The organism is Geodermatophilus sp. SYSU D00815 (assembly GCF_054050035.1).
On sequence record NZ_JBJGYO010000011.1, the window covers coordinates 53373 to 80005 of the forward strand.

The following is a 26633-nucleotide window of genomic DNA, read 5'->3' on the forward strand; positions in this document are numbered from 1 at the left end:
CTCACGCCGCCGCCGGCGCCCGCACCGCGGCGGCCAGCAGCCGCTCGATCGCGTCGGCCACCAGCCGCGGCCGCTCCTGGGGGAGCATGTGCCCGGTCCGCGGGACGACGTGCAGCCGCGCGTCGGGCAGCGCCTCGGCGAGCTGCTCGCTGTGCCGCGGCGGCGTGAGCCTGTCGGTGTCGCCGACCAGGACCTCCACCGGCACCCGGGCCAGCGCGGCCAGCTCGGTGCGCTTGTCGTGGTCGCCCAGCGCGGGCAGGAACGCGGTGAAGGCCCGCACCGTCGAGGCGTGCATGATCTCGGCGCCGGCCAGCACCATCGCGTCGGTGGCGTCGGCGCCGTAGAGCAGGTCGCGGACGATCCTCTGGTGCCGCGGGTGCGCCGGCGGCACGGCCTGCCGCAGCCGCTCGACCACCCGGGCGGCGGCCAGCGCGGCCGCCAGCGCGCCCGGGGTGAGCCGCTGCCGGATCCGCCCGCGGCGGGTCCGCGGCTCGGGGGCGAGGTCGCCGGCGGAGGTCGAGACCAGCGCCGCGCCGCGCACCCGGTCGCCGAACAGCTCCGGCCGGGCGGCGGCCAGGCACATGATCGTCATGCCGCCCATCGAGTGCCCGCCGAGCACCACCGGCCCGGACGGCGCCAGCTGGTCGAGCACCGCGGCCAGGTCGCCGCCCAGCTGGTCGAGGGAGACCTCCGCGGTCGGGTCGTCGGGCGAGCCCCAGGTCGAGCGGCCGTGCCCGCGCTGGTCGTAGCGGACCAGCCGGAGCTCGCCGGCCGCCGCCCGCGGGGCGAGCAGGTCGGCGACGTCGTCCCAGGCCGCCTGCGCCAGCGTCCAGCCGTGGGCGAGGACGAGGGTGACCGGGGCGTCGTCGGGACCGTCGACGGTGGCGTGCAGCGCGGCGCCGTCCGGCGTCGGCACGGCGGCGGTGCGGCGCAGGAGGGTCACGCCGCCACCCCCACCGGGCGGTCGACGGCAGGCGTGCCCACGTAGTTCTCGCGGTCGAAGGCCGACAGCATCCGGCGGAAGCGGAACGTGAAGTCGGGCCAGAGCGCCGAGTTGCGGCCGTGCTCGTCCAGGTACCAGCTGGCGCACCCGCCGGCCAGCCACACGGTGCCCTCCGACCTTCCCGCGACGAGGTCGCGGTAGGCCGCCATGGCCCGCGGCGTCGTCTCGAGCACCTCGAGGCCCTCGGCGTCCATGGTGCGCAGCGCGGCGTCGACGTAGGCGACCTGCGACTCGATCATGTAGACCACCGACGTGTGCCCGACCCCGACGTTGGGGCCGACCAGCAGGAACAGGTTCGGGAAGCCGGCCACAGTGGTGCTGCGGTTGGTGGTGATGCCGTCGTCCCAGACCTGCGCGAGGGTGCGGCCGTCGCGGCCGCGGATCCGCTCGGCGATCGGCAGGTCGGTGACGTGGAAGCCGGTGGCGAGCACGAGGACGTCGGTGGGCCGCTCGACGCCGTCCCGGGTGACCACCGAGCGCGGCCGCACCTCGGCGATGCCGGCGGTGACCAGCTCGGCATTCGGCGCGGCCACGGCCGGGTAGTAGTCGTTGCTGATCAGGATCCGCTTGCAGCCGATCGCGTAGTCCGGCGTCAGGGCCTCGCGCAGCTTCGGGTCGCGCACCTGCCGGGCCAGGTGCGCCCGGGCCAGCCGCTCGACCGGCTTGAGGAACCGGCGCCGCTTGGCCATGCCGACCACGAGCAGCTCGCGGACGGCGTAGAGGACCCCGCGCACCGCCTTCTGGAACGGCGGCACGCGCCGGTAGAGCCACCGGGCGCTGCGCCGCACCGGGCGGTCGCTGCGCGGTACGACCCACGGCGCGGTGCGCTGGTAGACGGCGATGCTGCCGACGACGGGCTGGATCGCCGGCACGATCTGCACGGCGCTCGCGCCGGTGCCGATCACGCCGACCGCCCGGCCCTCGAGGTCGACGTCGTCGTCCCAGCGGGCGGAGTGCATGACGTCGCCCTCGAAGCCGTCGAGGCCGGGGATGTCGGGGTAGGTGGGGTCGGCGAGCGCGCCGGCCGCCGAGATGAGCACCCGCGCGCGGAACTCGCCGGCGGTCGTGCTGATCCGCCAGCGGCGCTCGTCGTCGTCCCACCGGGCGGCGGTGACGTCGGCGCCGAAGACCACCTGCTCGCGCACGCCGTACCGCGCGGCCACGTCCTGCAGGTAGGCCTGGATCTCGGGCTGCGCGGAGTAGGAGCGCGGCCAGTCGGGGTTCGGCGCGAAGGAGAACGAGTAGAGGTTCGACTGCACGTCGCAGGCGGCGCCGGGGTAGCGGTTGTCGCGCCACGTGCCGCCGACGTCGTCGGCCCGCTCGAGGACGACGACGTCGGTCTCGCCGCGCTGCCGGAGCTGGATCGCCATGCCGAGGCCGGCGAACCCGGACCCGATGATCGCGATCCCCACCTCGCGCGCGCCGCCGTGGGCGTGGGTGGCCCGGTTCTCCGGGGTCTTCTCCAGTGGCGAGGTCACGACAGGGGCTCCTTCGCGGGCGTCCTCGGCTTGCTGAGCACTGCTCGACAAGCTACAACCTCTGTTGAGCAGTGCTCAACACGAAGCAGAGGAGCCTCCGGTGGCCCGTCGTCCCCGCACCCCCCTCGCCGGCCGGTCGGTGCTGATCACCGGCGCCGCCCGCGGCATCGGCGCCGCGCTGGCCCGTGAGGCGGCCGCCCGCGGCGCCCGGGTCGCGCTGGTGGGCCTGGAGCCCGAACTGCTGGCGCAGGTCGCCGACGAGCTGGGGCCCGAGCACCTGTGGGTGGAGTGCGACGTCACCGACGCCGAGGCGCTGGCCGCCGCGGTGCGCCGGACCGTCGACACCTTCGGCGGGCTGGACGTGGTGGTGGCCAACGCCGGCATCGCGCCGCTGACCACGGTGGCGACGTCGTCGGCGCGGGCGCTGTCGCGGACGGTCGAGGTCAACCTGATCGGCGCGGTGCTCACCGCGCACGCGGCCCTGCCGGCGGTCGCGGAGCGGCGCGGGCACGTGCTGCTGGTCAGCTCGGCCGCGGCGTTCACCGTGCTGCCGGGGATGAGCGCCTACTGCGCGGCCAAGGCGGGCCTGGAGCGGTTCGGCGACGCGCTGCGGCTGGAGGTGGCGCACCGCGGCGTCACCGTGGCCAGCGCGCACCCGACGTGGATCGACACCGACCTGGTGCGCGACACCGAGGAGGCGCTGCCCACCTTCGCGGCCACCCGCCGGCGGCTGCCGGGCCCGCTGGGCGCCTTCACGTCGGTGGAGGCCTGCGCCGAGGCGCTGGTGGAGAACCTGGAGACGCGGGGCCGGAGGGTGTTCGTGCCGCGCTCGGTCGGTGTCGTCTCGGCGCTGCGCCAGGTGGTCACCGGCGCGGTCGCGGAGCGGCTCGCGCTCAGGATCTCCGCCGGTCGGGTGCCCCAGCTGGAGCGGGACATCGCCGCGCTGCAGGGCCGCGAGTTCGGCCGGAACTCGGTGGGCGACCGCGGCGCCGCCTGACCCCGGGCTCGACCGGGCGTGATCATCGGCAGGTGGTCGGCCGACACGCCGGTGCGGGCAGCCACCCGCCGATGATCACGGCACGCTGCCCCGGGTCCAGCCGCCGGCGCGGCGGACGGCGTCGCGCCAGCGGTCGTAGCGGCCGTCGTCGCGGCGGCCGGGGGTGGGCTCCCAGCGGGCGTCGAGGGTCCAGGTGGCGGCCAGCTCGTCGGTCGAGCCCCACACGCCGGTGCCCAGCCCGGCCAGGAACGCCGCGCCCAGCGCCGTCGTCTCGGCCACCACCGGTCGGCGCACCGGCACGCCCAGCTGGTCGGCCTGCAGCTGCAGGAGCAGGCCGTTGGCGCTCGCGCCGCCGTCGGCGGAGAGCTCCGGCACCGACAGCCCGGCCTCCGAGACCATCACGTCGACGACGTCGCGCACCTGGAAGGCGATCGCCTCCAGCGTCGCCCGCACCAGGTGCGCCCGCGTCGTGCCGCGGGTGATGCCGAGGACGGCGCCGCGGGCGTGCGGGTCCCAGTGCGGGGCGCCCAGGCCGGTCAGCGCGGGCACGAAGACGACGTCGCCGGAGTCGGGCACCGTGCGCGCCAGCCCCTCGGTCTCGGCGGCGGAGTCGATGAGGCCGAGGCCGTCGCGCAGCCACTGCACGGCCGCGCCGGTGACGAAGATCGACCCCTCCAGCGCGTACACCAGGCCGTCGCCCAGGTCCCACGCCACGGTGGTGAGCAGCCCGGCGTCCGACCGGACCGGCGTCGGCCCGGTGTTGGTGAGCACGAACGAGCCGGTGCCGTACGTGCACTTGGTGTCGCCGGGGGAGAAGCAGGCCTGGCCGAACAGCGCGGCCTGCTGGTCGCCGGCGATCCCGGCGATCGGCAGCTCCAGGCCGAGGAAGGAGTCCGGGTCAGTGGTGCCGACGACGCCGGAGTTGGGCACCAGCTCGGGCAGCGCGTCGCGGGGGACGCCGAACAGCTCGCACAGCTCGTCGGACCAGCCGCCCCCTTCCAGGTCGTAGAGCAGCGTGCGGCTGGCGTTGCCGGGGTCGGTGACGTGCCGGGCGCCGCCGGTCAGCCGGGCGATGACGTAGGAGTCGACGGTGCCCAGGGCCAGCGCGCCGTCGCGGACGCCGGACCACAGCGACGGCTCCTCGTCGGCCAGCCAGCGGAACTTCGTGCCGGTGAAGTAGGGGTCCAGGCGCAGGCCGGTCAGCGCGGCGACCCGCTCCTCGTGGCCAGCCTCGCGCAGCGCGTCGCAGACGGCGCTGGTGCGGCGGTCCTGCCAGACGATCGCCGGGCGCGGCGCGCGCAGCGTGCGGCGGTCCCAGACCACGGCGGTCTCCCGCTGGTCGGTGATGCCCAGGCAGGTCGGCCGCGCGTCGGTGCGCGCCAGCGCCTCGCGGCAGGCGGCGACGGTCGCCGTCCAGATGTCGTCGGGCTCGTGCTCCACCCAGCCCGGGCGGGGGAACAGCTGGGCGAACTCGCGGTAGCCGCGGGCGAGGACGCCGCCGTCCTCGCCCACGACCAGCGCGGTCACCCCGGTCGTGCCTGCGTCGACGGCCAGGACGGGCATGGGCGGCAACCTAGCGCCTTGCCTACGGTGAGGCGGTGCGGCGGTACTTCTACGACACCGAGTTCATCGAGGACGGGACGACGATCGACCTCGTCTCGATCGGCGTCGTCGACGAGGACGGCCGCGAGTTCTACGCCGTCAGCACCGAGTTCGACGACCGCAAGGCGATCCCGTGGGTGCGCCGCAACGTGCTCGACAAGCTGCCCTCGCCGGCCGACCCGGCCTGGCGCAGCCGCGAGCGCATCCGCGAGGACCTGCTCGCCTTCCTCACCGGGCCGGGGGAGGGCGTGGAGCTGTGGGCCTGGTTCGCCGCCTACGACCACGTCGCGCTCGCCCAGCTGTGGGGGCCGATGACGGCGCTGCCCCGGGCGATCCCGCGGTTCACCCGCGAGCTGCGGCAGCGGTGGGACGACGTCGGGCAGCCGCCGCTGCCGCCCAAGCCGGGCGGCGCGCACGACGCGCTGGTCGACGCCCGCTACAACCTCGCCCGCTGGCGGGTCATGGAGGCGGCCCGGTGAGCATCCGGACCGGCGGGGTGGCCGACCTGCCCGCCGTCCTCGGCCTGCTCGACGGCGCCGTCGCCCGGCTGGCGGCGCAGGGGCGGACCGGGCAGTGGGGCGACCGGCCGTGGTCGGAGTCGCCGCAGCGGGTCGAGCGGATCCGGTCGATGATCGAGGCCGGCGAGCTGCTGCTGCTCGACCGCGACGGCGCCGCGGTGGCGGCGCTGGTGCACGGCCCGGTGGCGCACGACTACGTGCCGCCGGCCGAGGAGGCGGAGGACTACGTCCTGCTCCTGGTCGGCCACCCCGCCGCGCGCGGCGCCGGGCGGCGGCTGCTGGACGAGTCGTGGGCCCGCGCCCGGGCCCGCGGGATCGGCCGGCAGCGGGTGGACTGCTACGGCGGGGACGACGGCAAGCTGGTGCGGTTCTACGAGTCCGCCGGCTTCACCCGCACCGAGCGCTTCGAGGTGCGGGGCTGGCCGGGGCAGCTGCTCGAGAGGGTGGCGTGAAAGAGGACCCCTCTGCCCCCCCGCCACTCGCGGGCTCGCGGCGGGCCCCTGCAGATGGGCCACGCTGATGGCGTGGGTCTTCCCCGACGCCGACACGCGGCCGCACTGCCGCGCGGCGGTGTTCGGCCTGTTCGCCGAGCAGTACCTGCGCGCCGGCCGGGTCGACGCCGTCCGTCGTTCCGGGCTCGTCGCCGTCGCGATGTGGCGGTGGCCCGCGCCCGGGCCGGACGGCGCGGACGACGACGCGCTGCCGACCCTGCCGGGGCTGATGGTCGCCCTCATGGGGGCCGAGCGGGCCGCCGCGGTCGGCCGGGCCGTGGCGGTCGTCGGGGAGCTGCGCCCGCCGGAGCCGCACGCCCACCTGCCCCTGCTCGGCGTCCACCCCGACGCGCGGGGGCGGGGGCTCGGCGGCGAGGTGCTCGAACGGGGGCTGGCCGCGGCCCGCGACGCCGGGCTGGTCGCCTGCCCGGAGACGAGGAACCCCGCCAACGTCCCCTTCTACGAGGCGCACGGCTTCGCGGTGCGGCACGAGACGCGGCTGGCCGCCGGCGGCCCGACGGTGTGGGGGATGGCCACCACCGGGTAGTGGCGGGGTCGAGACGGCGGTCCGTGCGCGGGACCGCCGCCCGGCGCAGTGTCGCTACGGGTGCCGGTGCGGCCCCGACCTGCGGCATCATGGCGCGGACGGGCCCGGCGACCCCTTCCCGGAGGACGGCACATGCGGATCGGCATCCTCACCGGCGGCGGCGACTGCCCCGGCCTCAACGCGGTCATCCGGGCGGTGGTGCGCAAGGGCGTCACCGAGCACGGTGACGAGATCGTCGGGTTCCGCGACGGCTGGCGCGGCGTGCTGGAGGCCGACACCGTCCCCATGGACCTCGCGGCGGTGCGCGGCATCCTGCCCCGCGGCGGCACCGTGCTCGGGACGTCGCGGACCAACCCCTACGGCGTGGAGGGCGGCGCCGACCGGGCGCTGGCCAACCTGGAGCGGCTGGGCATCGAGGCGCTCGTGCCGATCGGCGGCGAGGACACCCTCGGCGTCGCCACCCGGCTGTCGGAGGCCGGCGTCCGCGTCGTCGGCGTCCCGAAGACGATCGACAACGACCTCGACGCCACCGACTACACGTTCGGCTTCGACACCGCGGTGGGCGTCGCCATGGAGGCGATCGACCGGCTGCACACCACCGGCGACAGCCACCACCGCACGCTGGTGGTCGAGGTCATGGGCCGGCACGCCGGCTGGATCGCGCTGCACGCGGGGATGGCCGGCGGGGCCAACGTGATCCTCATCCCCGAGCACCCGTTCGACGTCGACGCCGTCGTCGCGCACTGCCAGCACCGCTTCGCCTCCGGCTACTCGCCGATCGTGGTGGTGAGCGAGGGCGCCGCGCCGAAGGGCGGGGAGCTGGTGCTGTCGACCGGGCAGACCGACGCGTTCGGCCACGTCCGCCTCGGCGGCATCGGCGCGGCGCTGGCCTCGCTGATCGAGGAGCGCACCGGCCGGGAGTCCCGCGCGGTCGTGCTCGGGCACATCCAGCGCGGCGGCACGCCGTCGGCCTTCGACCGCGTGCTGGCCACCCGCTTCGGCCTGGCCGCGGTGGACGCCGTCCACGACGGGCAGTCCGGGGTGATGGTGGCGCTGCGCGGCACCGACATCGTCCGGGTCCCCCTCACCGCGGCCACCGCGCAGCTGAAGCTGGTGCCGGTCGAGCGCTACGCCGAGGCCGAGGTGTTCTTCGGCTGAACCGGGCCCCCGTACCCTGGGACGTGTGACTCTCACGGATCCAGCCGAGCTGGTCCCCGGCCTGGACCGGTGGCGTGAGCTGCCGGCCGCCCAGCAGCCGACCTGGCCCGACCGCGCCGCCCTCGACGCCGTCCTCGAGACGCTGTCGACCGTGCCGCCGATCGTGGCCCCCGCCGAGGTCGACACGCTGCGCGCGCAGCTGGCCGACGTCGCCCACGGCAAGGCGTTCCTGCTGCAGGGCGGCGACTGCGCCGAGACCTTCGACCTCAACACCGAGCCCCACCTGCAGAGCACCACGCGCACCCTGCTGCAGATGGCGATCGTGCTCACCTACGGCGCGAGCGTCCCGGTGGTCAAGGTCGGCCGGGTGGCGGGCCAGTACGCCAAGCCGCGGTCCTCCGACGTCGACGCGCTGGGCCTGCCCTCCTACCGCGGGGACATGGTCAACGCGCTGGAGCCGGTGGCCGAGAAGCGGGTGCCCGACCCGACCCGGCTGGTGCGGGCCTACGCCAACTCGGCCGCGGCGATGAACATGATCCGCGCCTACGCCCGCGGCGGCCTGGCCGACCTGCACGCGGTGCACGACTGGAACAAGGACTTCGTCGCCAGCTCCCCGGCCGGGGTGCGCTACGAGGTGATCGCCCGCGAGATCGACCGCGCGCTCGCCTTCATGAAGGCCTGCGGCATCGACCACGCCGCGATGCGCTCGGTCGACCTCTACAACAGCCACGAGGCGCTGATCCTCGACTACGAGCGGGCGCTGCTGCGGGTGCACGAGGGCCGGGCGTACGACCTCTCGGCGCACTTCGTGTGGGTGGGCGAGCGCACGCGGCAGATGGACGGCGCGCACATCGAGTTCGCCTCGCGGATCGCCAACCCGATCGGCGTCAAGATCGGCCCGACCACCACGCCGGAGCAGGCGGTGGAGCTCGTCGAGCGGCTGGACCCGGAGGGCATCCCCGGCCGGCTCACGCTGATCAGCCGGATGGGCAACGGCAGGATCCGCGACGTCCTGCCGGGCATCGTCGAGAAGGTCACCGCCAGCGGCCACCTCGTGGTCTGGCAGTGCGACCCCATGCACGGCAACACCCACGAGTCCTCCACCGGCTACAAGACCCGGCACTTCGACCGGATCGTCGACGAGGTCCTCGGCTTCTTCGACGTCCACCGGGCGCTGGGCACCTGGCCCGGCGGCATCCACGTCGAGCTCACCGGCGAGGACGTCACCGAGTGCCTCGGCGGCGCCATGGAGATCAGCGACGAGGACCTCAACAGCCGGTACGAGACCGCCTGCGACCCCCGGCTCAACACCGGGCAGTCGCTGGAGCTGGCCTTCCTGATCGCGGAGATGCTGCGTGGTTAGCCCTGTCGACCTCCGTTCCGACACCGTCACCCGCCCGACCGAGGCGATGCGCCGCGCCATGGCCGCCGCCGACGTCGGCGACGACGTCTACGGCGAGGACCCCACGGTCAACGCGCTCGAGGAGCGGGTCGCGGGGCTGATGGGCCACGAGGCGGCGCTGTTCGTGCCGACCGGGACCATGGGCAACCAGATCGGCATGCGGCTGCTGGCCGAGCCCGGCCAGGAGGTGCTCTGCGACGCCGACGCGCACGTGGTCACCTACGAGATGGGCGCCGCGGCCGCCGTGTTCGGCCTCTCGACGCGCACCGTCGTCTCGGCCGGCGGCCGGCTCGACGCGCAGGCGCTGATCGACCAGGTCCGCCCGAAGGGCGACTGGCACCTGACCCCCACCGCGGCGATCGCGGTGGAGAACACGCACAACCGCGGCGGGGGCCTGGTCCAGCCGCTCGACCAGCTGCAGGAGCTGTGGAACTGGTCGCGGGGCAGCGGGGTGGGCGTCCACCTCGACGGCGCGCGGCTGTTCAACGCCTCCGTGGCCTCCCGGGTCGACCTGGCCACCTACGGCCGGCTGGCCGACACCGCCTCGGTGTGCCTGTCCAAGGGCCTCGGCGCCCCGGTCGGCTCGGTGCTGGTCGGCTCCGCCGAGCGGATCGCCGTCGGCCGGCTGTGGCGCAAGCGCCTCGGCGGCGGCATGCGGCAGGTCGGTGTGCTCGCCGCGGCCGGGCTGCACGCCCTCGACCACCACGTCGAGCGGCTCGCCGAGGACCACGAGCACGCCCAGCTGCTGGCCAAGCGGCTCGGCGTCGACCCGGCCACGGTGGAGACGAACATGGTGGTGCTCGACGACGTCGCCGCGCCCGTGGTGGCCGAGGCGGCGAAGGCGCAGGGCGTGCTGGTCAGCCGGGTGAGCGCGCGCCGGCTGCGGCTGGTGACGCACCTCGACGTCGACCGCGCCGCCGTGGAGCACGCCGCCGACGTCCTGGCCGACCTGCTGGGGCGCTGAGCGGGCCACCCCGGGCGGGCGGCCCGCTCAGCGGGGGTCACCAGACGGTGTGCAGCAGGTCGTTGTTGGTGGTGCGGTTCGTGGGGACGGCGTTCTGCAGCACGTTCGACCGGATCGCGCGCGTCACCTCCGACGGGGTCGCGTCCCGGTCGGTCTGCAGGTAGAGCGCCGCGACGCCGGCCACGTGCGGCGTGGCCATCGAGGTCCCGCTGATCGTGCGCGTCGTGCCGCCGGTCCAGGCGCTGGTGATGTCCACGTCGGGTGCGTACAGGTCCACGCACCTGCCGTAGTTGCTGAAGGGCGCCGGGGCGTCGGTGCTGTCGCTGGCCGCCACGGTCAGCGCGCTCCCCACCCGCGCCGGCGACGACTTGCACGCGTCCTGCGGGACGCCGGCCGTGTTGCCGTTGCCGGCCGCGACGGCGTAGGTGATGCCGTCGGCGACCGACGAGCCCACGGCGTTGTCCAGCGCCGTGCTGGTGCCGCCGCCCAGGCTCATGTTCGCCACCGCGGGCGCCCCGGCCGCGTGCTGCTCCGTGACCCAGTTGATGCCGGCGATCACGTCCGACGTGCTGCCCCGGCCGTCGCAGCCGAGCACCCGGACGGGGACCAGCGTGACGTCCTTCGCGACGCCGGAGGCGGTGCCGCCGACGGTCCCCGCGACGTGGGTGCCGTGCCCATTGCAGTCGTCGCCCACGGCGTCGTCGTCGACGAAGTCCACCCCCGGGGCCGCGCGGCCGCCGAACTCCGGGTGGTCGAGGTCGATGCCGGTGTCGATGACGTAGGCGGTCACCCCGGTGCCGGTGGCGGTGTAGACGTAGGTCCCGCTGAGGGGTGAGCGCGCGACCTGGTCGATCCGGTCCAACCCCCACGTCGCTCCAGACTGGATGGTGGACGCGGTGACGACCCCGTCGACCTCGATGCCGATGACGCCGGGCAGCCGGCCGAGCCGGTCCACGGCGGTCGTGGGCAGCGTGACGGCGAAGCCGTCCAGCGCGGTGTCGTACACGTGGGTGACCCGGCCGCCCAGGCCCCGGGCGCGGTCGGCGACAGCCGCGGCGGGGCTGCCCGGCGTCAGCGTGACGACGTAGGACTGCAGCGGGGGAGCGGCGGGCGCGGCGACCGCCGGGGCGGCGGTCAGCCCGACGCCGGCGGCGGTCAGGGCCGCGGCGGCGGCCAGGGAGCGGCGGGTGCGCACGAGTGCCTCGTCTCGGTCGGCGGCACGCCGGTGGTCGGCGTGCTCGGCGCCGCAGTAGAACCCGGCACCTGCGTCACGAGAAGCAGCCACGCGGAAACTCCCTGTAGCCCCACGGGGGTACAGGGGAGGCCCGCGCACGGCGCGCGCTCAGTCGCCGGAGGGGTGCTCCACCTGCCCGGCCAGGTACAGCTGCTCGCCGAGGTGGTCCATCAGCGCCAGCTGGGTCTCCAGGTAGTCGATGTGGTGCTCCTCGTCGGCGAGGATCTCCTCGAACAGCCGCTTGCTCGTGTGGTCGCCGACCTGCTCGCAGTAGGCGATCGCCGGGCGCAGCCGGTCGATGACCTCGACCTCGATCGCCATGTCCGACTCGAACTGCTCGCGCACCGTCTGGCCGATGCGCAGGGCGAAGAGCTTCTGGTAGTTGGGCAGGCCCTCGAGGAAGAGGATGCGGTCGGTCAGCCGCTCCGCGTGCGTCATCTCCTCGATGGACTCGGCCCGGGTGTGCGCGGCGAGCTTCGTGTAGCCCCAGTTCTCCTGCATCTTCGCGTGCAGGAAGTACTGGTTGATGGCGGTCAGCTCGCTGGTCAGCTGCTCGTTGAGCATCTCGATCACGCGGGCGTCACCCTGCATGCGGTTCCCTCCTCGGTCCGGATCGGCCGAGGCTAGCGGGTCGTGCGGTGCCCGGCCGCGCGACCGCGCCCGGTCCGCTCCGCCGCTGCGCTCCCGGCGCCGTCGTCAGGCGACGGCGGGGACGTCGAGGCCGTGCGCGGGGTCGGCGGCGCGCAGCCGGTCGCAGATGCGGTCCAGGCAGCTGCCGCAGCCGGTGCCGGCGTCGCAGGCGTCGCCGACCTCCTCCTCGGTGCGCGCACCGTCGGCGATCACCTCGGCCAGCCTGGACTCGCTGACGGCGAAGCAGATGCAGACGTACACGCGGCACTCCGGTGTGCGGGGAAGCAAGGCTCGCCTAAGTTAGCCGACCCTTACCCGACCCGCCAAGCACCGCAGGTCAGGCCGGGGGTCCCACGCCGCGGGCCGGCGGATCAGGCGGCGGCGGGGTCCGCGGCCGCGCCGTCGCGCAGGGAGCGCAGCAGCGCGATGTCCCGGGCGTGGCCGGCCGACGGCGACCCGTCGAGCTCGCTGGGCGTCTCGACCACCACCGGGACCCCGGCCAGCGCGGGGTGGGCCAGCAGCTCGCGGAACGGCCCCAGGCCGTAGGCGCCGCCGCCGATCGTGCCCTCACCGATGGTGGTGTGCCGGTCCCGCTTGGAGCCGCACGCGTCGAGGGAGTCGTTGGCGTGCACCAGCCCGAGCCGGCCCCGCCCGACGGTCCGCTCCAGCGCGTCGAGCGTCGCCGTCATCCCGCCCGGCACGGCCAGGTCGTGACCGGCCGCCCACGCGTGGCAGGTGTCGAAGCAGACGCCGACCAGCGGGTGGTGCTCCAGCGCGGCCAGGTACGGGCCGAGGTCCTCGACGGTGGCCGCCAGCGACCTCCCGCCGCCCGCCGTGGGCTCGACCAGCAGCCGCGGGCCGTCGTCCGGCAGGGCCTCGAGCACCGGCAGCAGCCGCTCGTGCAGCTGGCGCAGCGCGTCCTCGTAGCGGTCCTCGCCGACCGCGGAGCCGGCGTGCACGACGACGCCCCGGCAGCCCAGCTGCGCCCCGCGCAGCAGGTTGTGCCGGATCGTGGCGATCGACTGCTCGACGGTCGCCTCGGTGGGGGAGCCGACATTGACCAGGTACGGCGTGTGGACGAACGACGGCACGCCGCGCTCGGCGCAGCCGGCGGTGAAGGCGGCGTCCTGCCGGGGGTCGCCGGCGGTCAGCTTCCAGCCGCGCGGGTTGCCGACGAAGACCTGCACGGCCCGGGCCCGGACGGCGTCGGTGTAGGCCAGCCCGCCCTTGGCCAGGCCGCCCTTGATCTGGATCTGCGCGCCGATCGGCGGCACACCCGCGGTGGTGCTCACGCGTGCTGTTCCTATCCGAAGCTCACGCCGAGCTGCACGGTCGTGCCCTCGTCGACGGTCTCGCCGGGCCGGGGGCTCTGCTGGTAGACGCGGTCGCCGGCGATGAAGGTGCTGACCTTCACCTCCAGCCCCGCGGCCTGGAGGACCTGCGTGGCCTCGGCCGCGCTCCTGCCCCGCACGTCGGGCACGGTCACCTGGGGCACGCCGGCGGAGACCTGGATCGTCACCGTGCTGCCGTAGGCCACCGGGCCGGCCGAGGGGTCGGGGGACACCGCCATGACCTGGCCGACGGCGACGTCGCGGCTGCGGCCGTCGCCGCCACGCTGCACGGTGAAGCCGAGCTGCTCGAGCGTCGCGGCCGCGGCCTCGGGGGTCGAGCCGATCACGTCGGGCACCTGGACCGGCTCGTGGCCGAGGCTGACGTAGACGGTGACCAGCTGGCCGCGGGGGAGCGGGGTGCCGGCGGGCGGCTCGAACCGGACCACCAGGCCCTCGTCCACGTCGTTGGAGTAGATCTCCTCGACGGTCACCTGCAGCGCCGGCTGCTCCTGCAGCTCGGCCACCACGGTGTCCTCGGGCTGCCCGGCCAGGGCGGGGTCGACGGTGAAGCGCTCGGGGCCCCTGCTGACGACCAGGCGGACGTCGGAGCCGCGGATCGCCTCGCCGGCGGCCGGGTCGGCGGCGATCACCACACCCTCCGGGACGTCCTCGCTCCACTGCTCCTCGCAGCAGTCGGGATCGAGGTCGGCCTCCTGGAGCAGGCCGATGGCGGTGTCCTGCGACTGGCCCACCAGGTCGGGGATGGTGGTGTAGCGGCCCGAGCCCAGCCACCAGCCGACGGCGCCGATCGTCACCGCCAGCAGCAGGACGATCGCCACCACCAGCCGCGCCCGCCGCCGGCGGACGTGGTCGGGCACGCCCGGCCGGGGCCGGACCGGGGGCCGCTGGCCGGCGACGTTCTGCGTGGGGCCGGCGCCGAGGACGCTGGTGCGCCCGCCGCCGTGCCGGGGCGTGCCCAGCACCTCGGTGCCGGGCCGGATGTCGCGGGTGCCGGGGTCGCTGGGGTGCCGCGGGCGGGTGGAGTGCGGGCGGTTGGTGGGCCGCAGCGTGCCGGGGCGGGCGGAGCTGCGCCCGGTGGGCACCGGCACCCGCTCGATGCCGAGGTCGTCGCGCAGGTCGGCCAGCTCGGCCAGGAACGCCCCGGCGTCCAGCGGGCGGGCGGCCGGGTCGCGCCGGGTGACCCGGGCGACGAGGTCGTCGACCTGCCACGGGATGCCCGGGACCTCCTCGGAGGGCACCGGCATGTCGTGGTGGACGTGCTGGTAGGCCACCGCCAGCGGGGTGTCGCCGCCGTACGGCGGGTGCCCGGTCAGCATCTCGTACAGGACGACGCCGGCGGCGTAGACGTCGCTGCGGGCGTCGGCCTTGCCGCGCTCGAGCTGCTCGGGGGAGAGGTAGGCGACCGTGCCGATGAGCACGCCGCCGGTGGCCACGCTCTGGCCGCTGCCCTCGACCGCGCGGGCGAGGCCGAAGTCGGCGACCTTCACCACGCCGTCGACGCCGATGAGCACGTTCTCGGGCTTGATGTCGCGGTGCACGATGCCCGCCCGGTGCGCGGCGGTCAGGCCGGCCAGGACCGGCTCGAGGACGGCGAAGGTCTCGGCCACCGTGAGCCGGCCGCGGGCCTGGAGCAGATCGCGCAGCGTCCGCCCGCGGACCAGCTCCATGACCAGGTAGACCATGCCGCGGTCGCTGCCCTGGTCGCTGACCGACACCACGTTGGTGTGGCTGAGCATGGCGGCGGCGCGCGCCTCGCGGATGAACCGGTCGACGAACGTGGGGTCGTGGACCAGGTGGTCGGCCATGATCTTGACCGCGACGGTGCGGTGCAGGCGCAGGTCGGTGGCGGAGTAGACCGTCGACATGCCGCCGCGCGCGACGCGCTCCTCGAGGCGGTAGCGCCCCTCGAGGACGACCCCCACCACGGGATCGGTCACGGCGGTGTCCACTCCAGCGAGTGTAGGAGCGTCGGCCGCCCGACCAGGCGAACCACGCGGTGGACGGGGTGGCCGGGACGGCTGGGGCGAACGGGCCGCGCGCTAGCCCAGGTCGGCGGAGAGCCAGTGCTCGGGCCGCAGCTCGACGACGACCTGCTCGCCGTGGTCGGCGAGGGAGAACGCGACGTAGCCCTCGACCGCCTCGGGCGGCAGGTAGCGCCGGGCCATCGCCCGCACGTCGTCCGCGCCGGCCGGGCGGGTCGCGGCGACCGGCCCCTCGACCGAGACGTACCGGACCGACGGCGCGACCCGGTGCACCAGCATGCTGAACCGGCCGGCCGCCGCGACCAGCCGCGCCTTGCGGGACCCGGCCGGGGTCACGATCCACAGCGGCCCGCCGGGCCGGTAGCCGTACCAGATGGGCACGACGAGGGGGCCGCGCCCGTCGCCCGCCGCGACCGACAGCGCGGCGACGTGCGGTTCGGCCAGGAACTGCTCGCGTTCGGCGGGGGAGAGTGCCATGCCCGCGACGCTAGGTCGCACGACCGACGATCCCGGGCGGGGCCGGGACGAGGGCGGAGCCGAAATAAGCTCGGTGCCATGGAGACGCTCACCCCGCAGGAGGTCGCCCAGGCACTCGGGGTCTCGCCCAACCGCGTCCGCCAGCTCATCCGCGACGGCAAGCTGATGGCGGTCCCCGGCAGCGGCAACAGCAGGATCCCCGCCGACTTCCTCAAGGAGGGCGCGATCCTCAAGCACCTGCCCGGCCTGCTCACCGTGCTGCGCGACGGCGGGTTCAGCGACGAGGAGGCCTTCGAGTGGCTCTTCCGGGCCGACGAGACCCTGCCCGGAACGCCGGTCGAGGCCCTGCGCGGCGACCGGCACACCGAGGTCACCCGCCGCGCCCAGGCGCTGGCTCTGTAGCGCCCCGGTGGGGCACCTGACCTACCTCGCGCTCCTGGCCGGGTGCCTGCTGGTGACCGCGCCGCTGGAGCTGTTCCTGCGCACCCGCGTCTACGCCCGCTGGCGGCGGCTGCTGGTGGCGCTCGCGCCCGGCTTCGTCGTGTTCGTGGCCTGGGTGCTGTACGCGATCGCGCAGGGGCACTGGGACTACAGCGCCGACCGCACCATCGACGTGCGGCTGCCCGGCGGGATCCCGGTGGAGGAGGTCCTGTTCTTCGTCGTCGTCCCGGTCTGCGCCGTCCTGGCGCTGGAGGCGGTGCGGCGGGTCACGAGGTGGGACGCCGGCTACGAGCCGGAGGACGCCGAGCGATGAGCTACTCCGCCCTGGCGGTGGCGGCCGTCGTCGCCGTCCTCGTCGTCGACCTGGCCGTGCTGCGCACCCGGATGGTGACCCGGAAGGTGTTCTGGGTCGCCTACGCGATCATCGTGTCCTTCCAGCTGCTGATGAACGGCGTGCTCACCGGCCTGGACGTCGTCGTCTACGACGAGGCCGCCATCTGGGGGCCGCGGATCGCCTACGCGCCGGTGGAGGACCTGCTGTTCGGCTTCGCGCTCGTCGTGCTGACCCTGGCCAGCTGGGCCGCGGTCAACCGGCGGGCGAACACCGCCAGGCGCCGCGGCCTCGACACCCGCACCCGGCGGTCGAGCACCCGGTAGCCGGCCCGCTCGATCTCGGTGAGGATGCCGCCGTAGAGGGCGGTGGCCGCGCGCACGCAGTCCCGCGACTCGCGGGCGAGCATCGGGGTGCCGGGGGCGGCGTCGTCGTAGCGGCGCCGGACGATCGCGACCATCTCGCGCATGAGCGCCTCGAACCGCGCGTCGTGGCGCTTCTCGGCCAGCTGCTCGCGGGTGACGCCGTGCGCGGCCATGAGGTCGGCGGGCAGGTAGACGCGGCCACGGTCGACGTCCTCGCCGACGTCGCGCAGGAAGTTGGTCAGCTGGAACGCCTCGCCCAGCGCGATCGCGTGCGGCGCGGCCTCCTCGCGGGTCACCCCTGGCGCGGTGCCCAGCACCGGCAGCACCATGAGCCCGATGACCGCCGCGGAGCCCCACATGTACCGGTCGAGGGCATCGAGGTCGGCGTACCCGGTGACGGTCAGGTCGCTGGTCATCGCGGCGAGGAAGTCGACCAGGTGGTCGACGTCGATGGCGTACCGGCGGTAGGTGTGCACCAGCGCCAGGCGGACCGGGTCGTCGGACCAGCCGGCCTCCACCTCGGCCAGCGTGGCGCGCGACCAGTCGGCCAGGTCGCCGGCCGGGTCGGCCCCGGGGACGTCGACCAGGTCGTCGGCGGTGCGCGCGGCGGCGTAGAGCGCGTGCACCGCCGGCCGCCGGTCGGGCGTGAGCAGCCGCGTGGCGAGGTGGTAGCTCTTGCCGTGCCGGGCGGCGATGGCGGCGCAGTGCCGGTAGGCGGCGTCCAGCTGCGCCCGGCGGTCGGCGACGGCCGTCATCCGGTGATCCGTTCCGCGGCCAGCCGGCCGCTCATCAGCACCATCGGGACGCCGACCCCCGGCTGCACCGACGAGCCGGCCAGGACGACGTTCTCCGGCCCCGACCGCGGCAGCGTCGGCGTCCGGAACGGGCCGGTCTGGCCGAAGGTGTGCGCCAGGGCGAACGGCGTGCCGGCGGCCATGCCCTGCGCGGCCCAGTCCCGCGGCGTCATCAGCTCCTCCACGTCGAGGGCGTCGGTGATCCCGGTCCAGCCGCGCGCCTCGAGCGCGGCCAGCAGCTCGTCGCGGTACCGGGGGCCGAGCACCGCCCAGTCGATGCGCGGGTTGCCGCCGCTGCGCGGGTCGAGGTTCGGCGTGGGCGCCACGACGCTGAGCACCTGACCCCCCGCGGGCGCCAGCGAGCGGTCGGTGACCGACGGCATGCTGACCAGCAGGCTCGGGTCGCTCATCAGGCGCCCCTCGACCGTGAGCTCGCGGAAGACCTGCTCCCACGCGGCGCCGAAGCTGATCGTGTGGTGCGCCTGGCCGGGCAGCTCCGCCCGCACGCCGAGGTGCAGCGCCACGCACGACGGCGAGTGGACCGGCCGGCGCGGCCCGCGCAGGCCGGGGACCAGCCGGTGCGGCGCGTCGGCGGTGACGACGACGGCGTCGGCCGGCAGCAGCTCGCCGTCGGCCAGCCGGACCCCGGTGACCCGCCGGCCGGACGCCGGCAGCTCGCGGACCGCCGCGCCGTACCGGAACGCCACCCCGGCGGCGGCGGCGGCGTCGGCCAGCGCGCGGGGGACGGCGCCGATGCCGCCCACCGGGTGCCAGACGCCGGCGCCGATGTCGAGCTGGGCGATCACGGCGTAGGCGGCGATCGCGCGGAACGGGGAGACGCCGGCGTAGAGCGCCTGGAAGCTGAAGAGCCGGCGCAGCCGGTCGTCGGCGAAGCGCCGCGCCACGTGGCTCGACAGCCGGCCGAACCCGCCCCGGCGGACCAGCGCGACCAGCTCGGGGCCGAGCAGGTCGAGGGGGGAGTCGAGGTTGCGGTCGATGAAGGTGCGCAGCTGCAGGCGGTAGAGCTCGGCCAGCTCGGCGAGGTAGCGGCGCAGCGCCGCGGCCTCGGCCGGCCCGCACAGCTCCTCGACCGACGCGGCGAACCGGTCGGGGTCGGCGTGCACGTCGAGGTGCGTGCCGTCGGCGAACTGCGCGCGGTAGGTCGTCTCCAGCGGCCGCAGCGTCAGGCGGTCGGCGAGCTTGTCACCGACGGCGGCCAGGGTGTCCTCGAGCACCTCCGGCGCGGTGAACACCGACGGCCCGGTGTCGAGGACGTAGCCGCCGCGCTCGACGACCCCGGCCCGCCCGCCCGGACCGGGACCCCGCTCGACGACGGTGACCTCGCGGCCGGCGCCGCGCAGCCGCAGGGCGGTGGCCAGCCCGGCCAGCCCGGCGCCGACGACCACGACGCGGTCGGTGCGCCCCGGGACGGTCCTCACGCGGTGCGGGAGGTGGCCGCCACGGCGAGCGCGTCCAGCGCCGCGCGGGCGTCCTCGGCGATGGGAGCCGCGGCGATGGCGGCGCGGGCCTGCGCGGTCCGCTCGGCGATGCGCTCCTCCACCCGGGCCCGGGCGCCGGTGGTCTCGATCAGGTGGCGCAGCGCGTCGAACTGGTCGGGCCCGGCGGCCGGGTTGCCCAGCGACTCGCGCAGCAGCGTCCGCCCGGTCTCGTCGGACTCCAGCTCGGCCAGCGCGATGAGCAGCGTCTGCTTGCCCTCGCGCAGGTCGTCGTCGGCGGACTTGCCCGTGACCTCGGGGTCGCCGAAGACCCCGAGGACGTCGTCGCGCAGCTGGAAGGCCTCGCCGAGGGGCAGGCCGATGGCGGTGTAGGCCTCGAACACCCGGGGGCCGGCGCCGGCGATCGCCGCCCCGAGCTGCAGCGGCCGCTGCACCGTGTAGCCCGCGCTCTTGTACCGGGCCACGGTCAGCGCGCCGTCCGGCCCGGGCAGCCCGCCGGCGGCGCGCAGCAGGTCGAGGTACTGGCCCGCGGTGACCTCGGTGCGCATGGTGTCCCAGACCCCGCGGGCGCGCGTCAGCGCGGCGGTCGTGATCCCCGAGCAGCGCAGCAGCTCGTCGGACCAGACCAGCGCCAGGTCGCCGACCAGGATCGCCGCGCCCACGCCGAAGGCGCCGGCGTCGCCGTCGAGGCGCTGGTCGCCGTGCCGGGTGGCGAAACCGAGGTGGGTGGCGGGCCGGCCGCGGCGGGTGCTCGCGCCGTCCATCACGTCGTCGTGCACCAGGGCGCTGACGTGCACGAACTCCAGCGCGGCGACCGCGCGCAGCACGGCCTCGTCGTCCTCCACCGGGCCGCCGGCCTCGGGCGCGGCGCCCCGCCAGCCCCAGTACGCGAACGCCGGTCGCAGCCGCTTGCCGCCGCGGGCCAGCGCGCAGACCTCCTCGGTGACCGCGCCCAGCGCGGGGTCCATGCCGGCGAGGGTGCGGCGCTGGCGGTCGAGGAAGTCCTCGAGCGCGCGCATCACCCGGTCGCGCAGCCGGTCGAGGTCGACGGCGGCCAGCCGGTCCGGTGCGTCGACGTCCTGGGTCCCGGCGATCACGTGATCAGTATTGCCCGATCCGGTGGGGCGCCACTCCTCCAGCACGAGCCGGTGGGTCCTGCCGTCGATGGTCACCCGGTCTCCTCCCCTTCGGCAGCGGACGCTGTGCGACCTCTTCGGCCCGCGGGGCCCCGCCGGATGCAGCCGGTCGCGGGACTTCTCACAGGGGCCGGCGCGGGCGTTCCGTACCCTCGTCAACCGTGACCACGACCGTCCGCGAGCTGCTCGCCCAGGGGCGCCCGACGTGGTCGTTCGAGTTCTTCCCGCCGAAGACGCCGGAGGCTGAGCGCCAGCTGTGGACGGCGCTGCGCGAGCTCGAGCGGCTGCAGCCGTCCTTCGTCTCGGTGACCTACGGCGCCGGCGGCACCACCCGCGAGGGCACCGTCGCCGTCACCGAGCGGATCGCGACCGAGACGACCATGACGCCGCTGGCCCACCTGACCGCGGTGAACCACAGCGTCGCCGAGCTGCGGCACGTCGTCAGCCGGCTGGCCGCCGTGGGCGTGCGCAACCTCCTGGCCCTGCGCGGCGACCCGCCGGGCGCCGACCCGCAGGCGGAGTGGGTCGCGCACCCCGAGGGCTTCACCTACGCCGCCGAGCTCGTCGAGCTGATCAGGTCGATGGGCGACTTCTCGGTGGGCGTGGCCGCGTTCCCCGAGCGGCACCCGCGCTCGCCGGACTTCGACACCGACGCCGACATGTTCGTGGCCAAGTGCCGCGCCGGCGCCGACTTCGCGATCACCCAGATGTTCTTCCGCCCGGAGGACTACCTGCGGCTGCGCGACCGGGTGGTCGCCCGGGGGTGCGACGTCCCGATCATCGCCGGGGTCATGCCGGTGACCAACGTGAAGATGATCAACCGCATCGTGCAGCTGTCGGGCCAGGCGTTCCCCGAGGACCTCGCGGAGCGCTTCGCCGCCCTCGACGGCGACCCCGCCGCCGTCCGGGCGTTCGGTGTCGACGTGGCGACCGAGCTGGTGCGGACGCTGCTGGCCGAGGGCGTGCCCGGCATCCACTTCATCACCATGAACCGCTCGACGGCGACGCGGGAGATCTACGCCAACCTGGCCGAGCTCGCCCCTACGCCGTGACGGCCAGCGCCTCCCGCGCCAGCCGCGCGGCGCGGCGCAGGCCCTCCCGCTCGGCCGCGTAGCCGCCGAGGACGCCGACGACCGGCAGGTTGGCCAGCGCCCGGTGGTGCAGCCGGCCCTTGGGCCGGACGTCGAGCGCCTCGTCGATGCGGCCGAGCAGGCGGGCCAGCCGCCACACCGTGCGCACCGGCCCGCGCCTGGCGCCGAGGGCCTCCTCGCGGTAGGTGCCGCTCGCGTGGGTCATCAGCGGGCGCACCTTCTCGGCCGGCAGGTCGCGCTCGAGCAGCACCCGCGCCAGCAGCGCGACCCGCTCGGCCGGGTCGGTCACCCCGTGCTCGCCGGCCACGCCCAGGACGACGATCGACTGGACGGCGGTGCCCACGGTGTTCTGCAGCGGCAGCAGGTCGGCGAGCTTGCCGGCGAAGCGGGGCGCGGCCGACACCACGGCGGCGACGCGGGACACCTGCTCGGCCCACCAGTCGTCGCGCTGCGCCAGGGGGAGGGCCGGCGGGCGGCCGAGCCGGCGCACCAGCGGGGTGGCCAGCCGGTCGACCCGGCGCAGCACGTCGACGATCACCGCGTCGCTGATCGGAGCCATGGGGGAGCGGTGCCCCGGGCGCCCACCGGTCACGCGTGGGCCCGCCGTGGAGATCCCCCGGGCGCGCACAGGCCGGGCACGGGCTCGTCTCGTACCGTTACCAGAGTGTTATCTCGGCGGCGCGGTGCCGCGGGCCGCTGGGCGCTCGTGCTCGCGCTGGTCGCCGTCCTGGTCGCGCTGCCCGCGGTGATCGGCGCGCTGCCGGCCGAGGACGCCGACGTCTCCGCGGCCGAGCTGCGGGCCGCCGCGCTGGCCAGCGCGGACCTCGGGTTCTCCGGCTACGCGGAGTCGGCCGGGGGGCTCGCCCTGCCCGTGAGCGAGGAGCTGCCCGCGCTGGCCGACCTGTTCAGCGACCGCACCACGATGCGCGTCTGGTGGCGCGGGCCGGCCGACCACCGCGTCGACGTCGTCCGCGCCACCGGCGAGACCGGCGTGCACCGCGACGCCGAGGGCGCGTGGACCTGGGACTACGAGGCCAACCGGGCGACGCGGTCCGGGGTCACGCCGCTGGCCCTGCCGCAAGCGCCCGACCTGCTGCCCCCGACGCTGGGCCGCCGGGTGCTGTCGGAGGCGACCGACGAGGAGCTCGCGCGCACCGGCGCCGCCCGGATCGCCGGCCGCGACGCCCTCGGCCTGCGGCTGGTGCCCGCCGAGGAGGCGGCCTCGGTGGCGCGCATCGACCTGTGGGTGGACGCCGCGACGGGGCTGCCGCTGCAGGTGCAGCTCTACGCCGAGGGGGCGGCCGACCCGGCGCTGGACACCCGCTTCCTCGACCTCGCGCTGCGCACGCCGGCGCCCGGGGTGGTCGCGTTCAGCCCTCCCGAGGGGGTGTGGTTCGGCCGCGATCCGGAGGAGGGCGTGCTCGACCTGGCCGACCAGCGGCTGCGCGCCGTGGCCCTGCCCGGCACCCTGGCCGGCCTGCCCCGCCGGGCGCTCGCCGGGGCGCCGGAGGCGGTCGGCCTGTACGGCCGCGGGGTCACCCTGCTCGCCGTCGTCCCGGTGCCGGTGCGGCTGGCCTTCGACCTCCGCCGGGTGGGCGCCACCAGCCCGACGGCGGTGCAGGACGAGCTGGGCATCCGGCTGGCGGCCGGGCCGGTGGGCATCATGCTGGTCGGCTCGCCGGGACAGCAGTCGTACGTGCTCACCGGCACGGTCACCGTCGACGCGCTCGAGGCCGCGGCGCGCGAACTCCCCGAGCTGCGGAGCCGCGGATGAGCGGCGTCATCGTCACCCGCGGGCTGGTCAAGCGGTTCGGCCGGCTGCGCGCGGTCGACGGCATCGACCTCGACGTCCGCGAGGGCGACGTCTACGGGTTCCTGGGTGCCAACGGCTCGGGCAAGACGACGACGGTCCGCATGCTGCTGGGCCTGGTGCTGCCCACCAGCGGGGAGGTCGAGCTGCTCGGCGGCCGCATGCCCCGGGCCGGGCGGCGGGTGCTGCCGCGGGTCGGCGCGCTGATCGAGGGGCCGGCCCACTACGGGCACCTGTCCGGCCGCGAGAACCTCGCGCTGCTCGACGCATCGGGCCCCGGCGGCCGGCGACGCACCCGGCGCCGGCGGATCGACGAGGTGCTCGAGCAGGTCGGCCTGGGCGGGGTGGGCCGGCGGCCGGTGAAGGCCTACTCGCTCGGCATGCGGCAGCGCCTGGGGCTGGCCGGGGCGCTGCTGCGCCGCCCGGAGCTGCTGGTGCTCGACGAGCCGACCAACGGCCTGGACCCGCAGGGGATCGCCGAGATCCGCGCGCTGCTGCTGGAGCTGCACCGCGGCGGGACGACGATCTTCCTCTCCAGCCACCTGCTGGCCGAGGTCGAGCAGATGGCCACCCGGGTGGGCGTGCTCGACCGCGGCCGGCTGGTGCTGCAGGAGCGGCTGGCCGTGCTGACCGCCCCCACCGGCGCCACCGTCGTGCAGACGCCGGCGCCCGACCGGGTGCGGGCCGCCCTCGACGGGCGGGTCACCGCGGTCGACGGGCAGCGGGTCGTGGTGAAGGGCGACGACCCGGCCGAGGTCAACGCGCTGCTCGTGCGGGCCGGGGTGCCGGTGACCGGGCTGGCGCTGCAGCGGCCCACGCTCGAGGAGGTCGTGCTCGCCGCGGCCGGCGCGAGCAGCGACCGGGTGGACGCGCCGGGGGCCCTCCGGTGATCGCGGTCGAGCTGCGCAAGCTGTTCCGCCGCCCGCGGACGTGGGCGACGATCGCCGTCCTCAACGCGCTGCCGGTCGCCGTCGCCGTGCTGCTGGCGCTCACCGACCTGGCGCCGCGGCCGGGGGAGGGGCCGCCGTTCCTGTCCGCCGTCCTCACCAACGGGCAGCTGTTCACGCTGGCCGCGCTGGCCATCGTGCTGCCGCTGTTCCTGCCGATCGCCGTCGCGGTGGTGGCCGGCGACTCGGTGGCCGGCGAGGCGCAGGCGGGCACGCTGCGCTACCTGCTGGCGCGCCCGGCCGGCCGGACCCGGCTGCTGGTGGCCAAGCTGGTCGCCGTCCTGGCGTTCGTGCTGGTCACCGTGGTGGTCGTGGCGGCGGTCGGCTACCTGCTGGGCACCACGCTGTTCGACGCCCAGCCGACGGGCGGGACGTCGGTGTCGGGCACGTCGCTGAGCTCCGAGGAGCTGACGCTGCGCACGCTGATGGCGGTCGGCTACGTCGCCGTGTCGATGCTCGGGGTGGCCGCCTTCGCGCTGCTGTTCTCCACGTTCACCGACTCGCCGCTGGGCGCCACCCTCGGCGCGCTGGCCGTCCTCGTGGCCTCGTCGCTGCTGTTCACCCTCGACGCCGCCTCGCCGATCGCGCCGTACCTGCCCACCCGGTACTGGCTGTCGTTCGTCGACTTCTTCCGCGACCCGGTCCTGTGGCGCGACATCGTCCGGGGCCTGGCGCTGCAGGGCGTCTACGTCGGCGTGCTGCTGGCCGGCGCGTGGGCCAACTTCGCCACCAAGGACGTCACCAGCTAGGCGCGGCGGTCAGCCGAGCACCCCGGCGACGACCCGGGCCGCTTCGGCGACGAGCGCGTCGTCGTGCTCGGCGTCCGGGGTGGCCCGGCTCGACATGACGGCCAGCACGATCGGGGCGCGTCCGGGCGGGGTGAGCACGGCGACGTCGTTGCGGGTGCCGTACGCGCCGTCGCCGGTCTTGTCGCCGACCTCCCAGTCCTCGGGGACGCCGGCCCGGATCAGCGCGTCACCGGTGGTGTTCCGGCGCAGCCAGTCCAGGAGCAGGGCGCGGTCCCCCTCGTCGAGGACGCCGCCGTCGAGGGCGTAGGCCCGCAGCGTGGTGGCCAGCGCGCGGGGCGTCGTGGTGTCGCGCTCGTCGCCCGGTACGGCGCTGTTGAGCTCCGGCTCGGTCCGCGAGACCTGGGTGACGTCGTCGCCCACGCGCTCGAGCGCGGCGTCGAGGCCGGCGGGGCCGCCGAGCTCGCGCAGGACCAGGTTCAGGGCGGTGTTGTCGCTGAACCGCACGGCGGCGTCGCAGAGCTCGGCCAGCGTCATGCTGCCCCCCACCCGGCCGCTCGTCACGGGCGACCAGGCCGACGACAGGTCGCTCGGCCGGATCGGCACGCCGCGCTGCAGGTCGGCGGCCGAGGTCTGCGCCAGCAGCGCGCCGGCGGCGAGCGCCTTGATCGTGCTCGCGTAGGCGAACCGCTCGTCCGCGCGGTGAGCCACGGTCCGGCCGGTGCCGGTGTCCACCGCGTAGACGCCGAGGCGGGCGTCGAACCGCTCCTCGAGCGCGGCCAGCTCGGCCGCCACGTCCGGGGAGCCCGGCGACGGGGAGGCCGCTTCGCTCGTCGCGACGGCAGCCGTGCCGGGCGCCGCCCGATCGGCGCCCGCGGCCGACGAGCAGGCCGCGGTGGCGAGGAGGACGAGGCACGCCACGCCCCGGGCGGACCTGCTCCCCGGCTCGCGCATGCGCCCCTCCCTCGTGAGCTCGGCGGTCGCGACGCTAGCGGGCCAGGGGCCCGCGCGTCCGCCACCACCGCGCACGCGGTCGCCGGCGCTAGCGTGCACGGGTGGGCATCGAGATCCAGCCGGCGACGACGGCGCGGTTCGACGACGTCGCGACGATGCTGGGCCCCAAGAACCCGGACGCCAACGTCTGCTGGTGCCTCAGCCACCGGGTCGACGCGAGGACCAACCGGGAACTCGTGGGTCCGGCGCGCCGCGAGTACGTCCGGGAGCTGACCGGCCGCCCGGTCGCCCCGGGTGTGCTCGCCTACGACGACGGCGAGGTGGTCGGCTGGGCCGCGGTCGCGCCGCGCGCGGAGCTCCCCTTCGAGCGCTCCCGGAAGATCCCGCACGTCGACGACCTGCCCGTGTGGTCCCTGTGGTGCATCCGCGTGCGCCCGGGGCACCGCGGCCGCGGGATCGCGCACGCGCTCGTGCGGGGAGCGGTGGACTACGCCGCGGCCCAGGGCGCCCCGGCCGTGGAGGGGTACCCGGCCGACAACGGCGACCGCAAGGTCGACCTCACCATGGCCTTCGTCGGCACGCGGAGCCTGTTCGAGAAGGCCGGGTTCACCAAGGTCGCCGACACCGACGCCGTCGCGGGCGGGTTCCCCCGGGTGCTCATGCGCCGCTCCCTCACCTGAGCGGCCCGCGCCGGAGCCTGCCCCGAGCGGGCTTCCGGTGCCGGAA

Annotated in this window: 28 protein-coding genes and 1 pseudogene; 15 read left to right on the forward strand and 14 right to left on the reverse strand. The window is 75.8% G+C overall.

The window, feature by feature from the left end; genetic code table 11:
* Position 1 precedes the first annotated feature (1 nt).
* Positions 2–943, reverse strand: a complete 942-nt coding sequence (locus ACI78S_RS14210) for an alpha/beta fold hydrolase (RefSeq protein WP_456974334.1) — start codon at positions 941–943, stop codon at positions 2–4.
* Positions 940–2481, reverse strand: a complete 1542-nt coding sequence (locus tag ACI78S_RS14215) for a flavin-containing monooxygenase (protein WP_456974336.1) — start codon at positions 2479–2481, stop codon at positions 940–942. The genes ACI78S_RS14210 and ACI78S_RS14215 overlap by 4 nt, the downstream gene beginning before the upstream one ends.
* Before the next feature lie 100 nt (positions 2482–2581).
* On the opposite strand from ACI78S_RS14215, the gene ACI78S_RS14220 reads away from it, so the two are divergent.
* Positions 2582–3478, forward strand: a complete 897-nt coding sequence (locus ACI78S_RS14220) for a short-chain dehydrogenase/reductase (RefSeq protein WP_456974338.1) — start codon at positions 2582–2584, stop codon at positions 3476–3478.
* Between the two features lie 75 nt (positions 3479–3553).
* Here ACI78S_RS14220 and glpK read toward each other — a convergent pair whose 3' ends face one another.
* On the reverse strand, positions 3554–5041 hold the full coding sequence (gene glpK / locus ACI78S_RS14225; RefSeq protein ID WP_456974340.1) for a glycerol kinase GlpK: 1488 nt from the start codon (positions 5039–5041) through the stop codon (positions 3554–3556).
* Between the two features lie 35 nt (positions 5042–5076).
* Between glpK and ACI78S_RS14230 the strand changes: the two genes are divergently transcribed.
* The 6 genes from ACI78S_RS14230 to ACI78S_RS14255 all read left to right on the forward strand — a co-directional run bounded on the left by ACI78S_RS14230 (position 5077) and on the right by ACI78S_RS14255 (position 10160).
* On the forward strand, positions 5077–5559 hold the full coding sequence (locus ACI78S_RS14230; protein ID WP_456974342.1) for a polyadenylate-specific 3'-exoribonuclease AS: 483 nt from the start codon (positions 5077–5079) through the stop codon (positions 5557–5559).
* Complete coding sequence (locus ACI78S_RS14235; RefSeq protein WP_456974344.1) at positions 5556–6050, forward strand: hypothetical protein; 495 nt, start codon at positions 5556–5558, stop codon at positions 6048–6050. Before ACI78S_RS14230 ends, ACI78S_RS14235 begins: the two co-directional genes overlap by 4 nt.
* A 67-nt stretch (positions 6051–6117) precedes the next feature.
* Entirely contained in the window at positions 6118–6636 is a 519-nt protein-coding gene (locus ACI78S_RS14240; protein ID WP_456974346.1) for a GNAT family N-acetyltransferase, read from the forward strand.
* 132 nt (positions 6637–6768) lie between these two features.
* Positions 6769–7794, forward strand: coding sequence for a 6-phosphofructokinase (locus ACI78S_RS14245; RefSeq protein WP_456974348.1), 1026 nt, complete (start codon positions 6769–6771; stop codon positions 7792–7794).
* 25 nt (positions 7795–7819) lie between these two features.
* Complete coding sequence (locus ACI78S_RS14250; RefSeq protein WP_456974350.1) at positions 7820–9157, forward strand: class II 3-deoxy-7-phosphoheptulonate synthase; 1338 nt, start codon at positions 7820–7822, stop codon at positions 9155–9157.
* Complete coding sequence (locus ACI78S_RS14255; protein WP_456974352.1) at positions 9150–10160, forward strand: threonine aldolase family protein; 1011 nt, start codon at positions 9150–9152, stop codon at positions 10158–10160. The genes ACI78S_RS14250 and ACI78S_RS14255 overlap by 8 nt, the downstream gene beginning before the upstream one ends.
* A 37-nt stretch (positions 10161–10197) precedes the next feature.
* On the opposite strand, the gene ACI78S_RS14260 is transcribed toward ACI78S_RS14255, so the two are convergent.
* The 6 genes from ACI78S_RS14260 to ACI78S_RS14285 form a co-directional block, all read right to left on the reverse strand.
* Positions 10198–11445: a S8 family serine peptidase gene (locus ACI78S_RS14260; RefSeq protein WP_456974354.1), complete on the reverse strand. Its 1248-nt coding sequence runs from the start codon at positions 11443–11445 to the stop codon at positions 10198–10200.
* A 57-nt stretch (positions 11446–11502) separates the two neighbouring features.
* Complete coding sequence (gene bfr / locus ACI78S_RS14265; protein ID WP_456974356.1) at positions 11503–11985, reverse strand: bacterioferritin; 483 nt, start codon at positions 11983–11985, stop codon at positions 11503–11505.
* Between the two features lie 105 nt (positions 11986–12090).
* On the reverse strand, positions 12091–12285 hold the full coding sequence (locus tag ACI78S_RS14270) for a (2Fe-2S)-binding protein (protein ID WP_456974358.1): 195 nt from the start codon (positions 12283–12285) through the stop codon (positions 12091–12093).
* 110 nt (positions 12286–12395) lie between these two features.
* Complete coding sequence (locus ACI78S_RS14275) at positions 12396–13316, reverse strand: deoxyribonuclease IV (protein ID WP_456974360.1); 921 nt, start codon at positions 13314–13316, stop codon at positions 12396–12398.
* Positions 13317–13327: 11 nt separating this feature from the next.
* Positions 13328–15325, reverse strand: a complete 1998-nt coding sequence (gene pknB / locus ACI78S_RS14280) for a Stk1 family PASTA domain-containing Ser/Thr kinase (protein ID WP_456974362.1) — start codon at positions 15323–15325, stop codon at positions 13328–13330.
* Positions 15326–15415: 90 nt separating this feature from the next.
* Positions 15416–15835, reverse strand: a complete 420-nt coding sequence (locus ACI78S_RS14285) for a pyridoxamine 5'-phosphate oxidase family protein (RefSeq protein ID WP_456974364.1) — start codon at positions 15833–15835, stop codon at positions 15416–15418.
* Between the two features lie 78 nt (positions 15836–15913).
* On the opposite strand from ACI78S_RS14285, the gene ACI78S_RS14290 reads away from it, so the two are divergent.
* The 3 genes and pseudogenes from ACI78S_RS14290 to ACI78S_RS14300 form a co-directional block, all read left to right on the forward strand.
* Positions 15914–16237, forward strand: a complete 324-nt coding sequence (locus ACI78S_RS14290; RefSeq protein WP_456974366.1) for an Rv2175c family DNA-binding protein — start codon at positions 15914–15916, stop codon at positions 16235–16237.
* Positions 16238–16244: 7 nt separating this feature from the next.
* Positions 16245–16589 (forward strand): lycopene cyclase domain-containing protein, encoded by a 345-nt coding sequence (locus ACI78S_RS14295; protein WP_456974368.1) that lies wholly within the window; start codon positions 16245–16247, stop codon positions 16587–16589.
* Positions 16586–16795, forward strand: a pseudogene (locus ACI78S_RS14300) (lycopene cyclase domain-containing protein); the annotation flags it as partial. The gene ACI78S_RS14295 and the pseudogene ACI78S_RS14300, both read left to right, overlap by 4 nt.
* Here ACI78S_RS14300 and ACI78S_RS14305 read toward each other — a convergent pair.
* The 3 genes from ACI78S_RS14305 to ACI78S_RS14315 are packed head-to-tail and all read right to left on the reverse strand — an operon-like array spanning position 16792 to position 20395.
* Positions 16792–17727, reverse strand: a complete 936-nt coding sequence (locus ACI78S_RS14305) for a phytoene/squalene synthase family protein (protein ID WP_456974370.1) — start codon at positions 17725–17727, stop codon at positions 16792–16794. The pseudogene ACI78S_RS14300 and the gene ACI78S_RS14305 sit on opposite strands and share 4 nt — an antisense overlap.
* Positions 17724–19205: a phytoene desaturase family protein gene (gene crtI, locus ACI78S_RS14310; RefSeq protein WP_456974372.1), complete on the reverse strand. Its 1482-nt coding sequence runs from the start codon at positions 19203–19205 to the stop codon at positions 17724–17726. Before crtI ends, ACI78S_RS14305 begins: the two co-directional genes overlap by 4 nt.
* Positions 19202–20395 (reverse strand): polyprenyl synthetase family protein, encoded by a 1194-nt coding sequence (locus ACI78S_RS14315; RefSeq protein WP_456974374.1) that lies wholly within the window; start codon positions 20393–20395, stop codon positions 19202–19204. Before ACI78S_RS14315 ends, crtI begins: the two co-directional genes overlap by 4 nt.
* A 125-nt stretch (positions 20396–20520) precedes the next feature.
* On the opposite strand from ACI78S_RS14315, the gene metF reads away from it, so the two are divergent.
* Positions 20521–21411, forward strand: coding sequence for a methylenetetrahydrofolate reductase [NAD(P)H] (gene metF, locus ACI78S_RS14320; RefSeq protein WP_456974376.1), 891 nt, complete (start codon positions 20521–20523; stop codon positions 21409–21411).
* On the opposite strand, the gene ACI78S_RS14325 is transcribed toward metF, so the two are convergent.
* Positions 21401–22009 carry a hypothetical protein gene (locus ACI78S_RS14325; protein ID WP_456974378.1) on the reverse strand — a complete coding sequence of 203 codons (609 nt, stop codon included), beginning with the start codon at positions 22007–22009 and terminating at the stop codon, positions 21401–21403. The genes metF and ACI78S_RS14325 overlap by 11 nt on opposite strands.
* 105 nt (positions 22010–22114) lie before the next feature.
* Between ACI78S_RS14325 and ACI78S_RS14330 the strand changes: the two genes are divergently transcribed.
* Genes ACI78S_RS14330 through ACI78S_RS14340 form a run of 3 tightly spaced genes read left to right on the forward strand, consistent with a single transcriptional unit; the run spans position 22115 to position 24956 of the window.
* Positions 22115–23224 (forward strand): LolA family protein, encoded by a 1110-nt coding sequence (locus ACI78S_RS14330; RefSeq protein WP_456974380.1) that lies wholly within the window; start codon positions 22115–22117, stop codon positions 23222–23224.
* The gene (locus ACI78S_RS14335; RefSeq protein ID WP_456974382.1) at positions 23221–24150 is read left to right on the forward strand and encodes an ABC transporter ATP-binding protein; all 930 of its coding nucleotides are present in this window, start codon (positions 23221–23223) and stop codon (positions 24148–24150) included. The genes ACI78S_RS14330 and ACI78S_RS14335 overlap by 4 nt, the downstream gene beginning before the upstream one ends.
* Positions 24147–24956, forward strand: coding sequence for an ABC transporter permease (locus tag ACI78S_RS14340; protein WP_456974384.1), 810 nt, complete (start codon positions 24147–24149; stop codon positions 24954–24956). Before ACI78S_RS14335 ends, ACI78S_RS14340 begins: the two co-directional genes overlap by 4 nt.
* A gap of 9 nt (positions 24957–24965) precedes the next feature.
* Here ACI78S_RS14340 and bla read toward each other — a convergent pair whose 3' ends face one another.
* Entirely contained in the window at positions 24966–25907 is a 942-nt protein-coding gene (bla, locus tag ACI78S_RS14345) for a class A beta-lactamase (RefSeq protein WP_456974386.1), read from the reverse strand.
* Positions 25908–26008: 101 nt separating this feature from the next.
* Here bla and ACI78S_RS14350 point away from each other — a divergent pair, with 101 nt between their 5' ends.
* On the forward strand, positions 26009–26587 hold the full coding sequence (locus ACI78S_RS14350) for a GNAT family N-acetyltransferase (protein WP_456974388.1): 579 nt from the start codon (positions 26009–26011) through the stop codon (positions 26585–26587).
* Positions 26588–26633 lie beyond the last annotated feature (46 nt).

Excerpts from the sequence above, each read along its gene's own strand:
- glpK (WP_456974340.1), bottom strand. The coding sequence starts at position 5,041 with ATGCCCGTCCTGGCCGTCGACGCAGGCACGACCGGGGTGACCGCGCTG.
- ACI78S_RS14240 (WP_456974346.1), top strand. The coding sequence starts at position 6,118 with ATGGCGTGGGTCTTCCCCGACGCCGACACGCGGCCGCACTGCCGCGCG.
- ACI78S_RS14245 (WP_456974348.1), top strand. The coding sequence starts at position 6,769 with ATGCGGATCGGCATCCTCACCGGCGGCGGCGACTGCCCCGGCCTCAAC.
- bfr (WP_456974356.1), bottom strand. The coding sequence starts at position 11,985 with ATGCAGGGTGACGCCCGCGTGATCGAGATGCTCAACGAGCAGCTGACC.
- ACI78S_RS14285 (WP_456974364.1), bottom strand. The coding sequence starts at position 15,835 with ATGGCACTCTCCCCCGCCGAACGCGAGCAGTTCCTGGCCGAACCGCAC.
- ACI78S_RS14290 (WP_456974366.1), top strand. The coding sequence starts at position 15,914 with ATGGAGACGCTCACCCCGCAGGAGGTCGCCCAGGCACTCGGGGTCTCG.
- ACI78S_RS14305 (WP_456974370.1), bottom strand. The coding sequence starts at position 17,727 with ATGACGGCCGTCGCCGACCGCCGGGCGCAGCTGGACGCCGCCTACCGG.
- ACI78S_RS14325 (WP_456974378.1), bottom strand. The coding sequence starts at position 22,009 with ATGGCTCCGATCAGCGACGCGGTGATCGTCGACGTGCTGCGCCGGGTC.
- ACI78S_RS14335 (WP_456974382.1), top strand. The coding sequence starts at position 23,221 with ATGAGCGGCGTCATCGTCACCCGCGGGCTGGTCAAGCGGTTCGGCCGG.
- bla (WP_456974386.1), bottom strand. The coding sequence starts at position 25,907 with ATGCGCGAGCCGGGGAGCAGGTCCGCCCGGGGCGTGGCGTGCCTCGTC.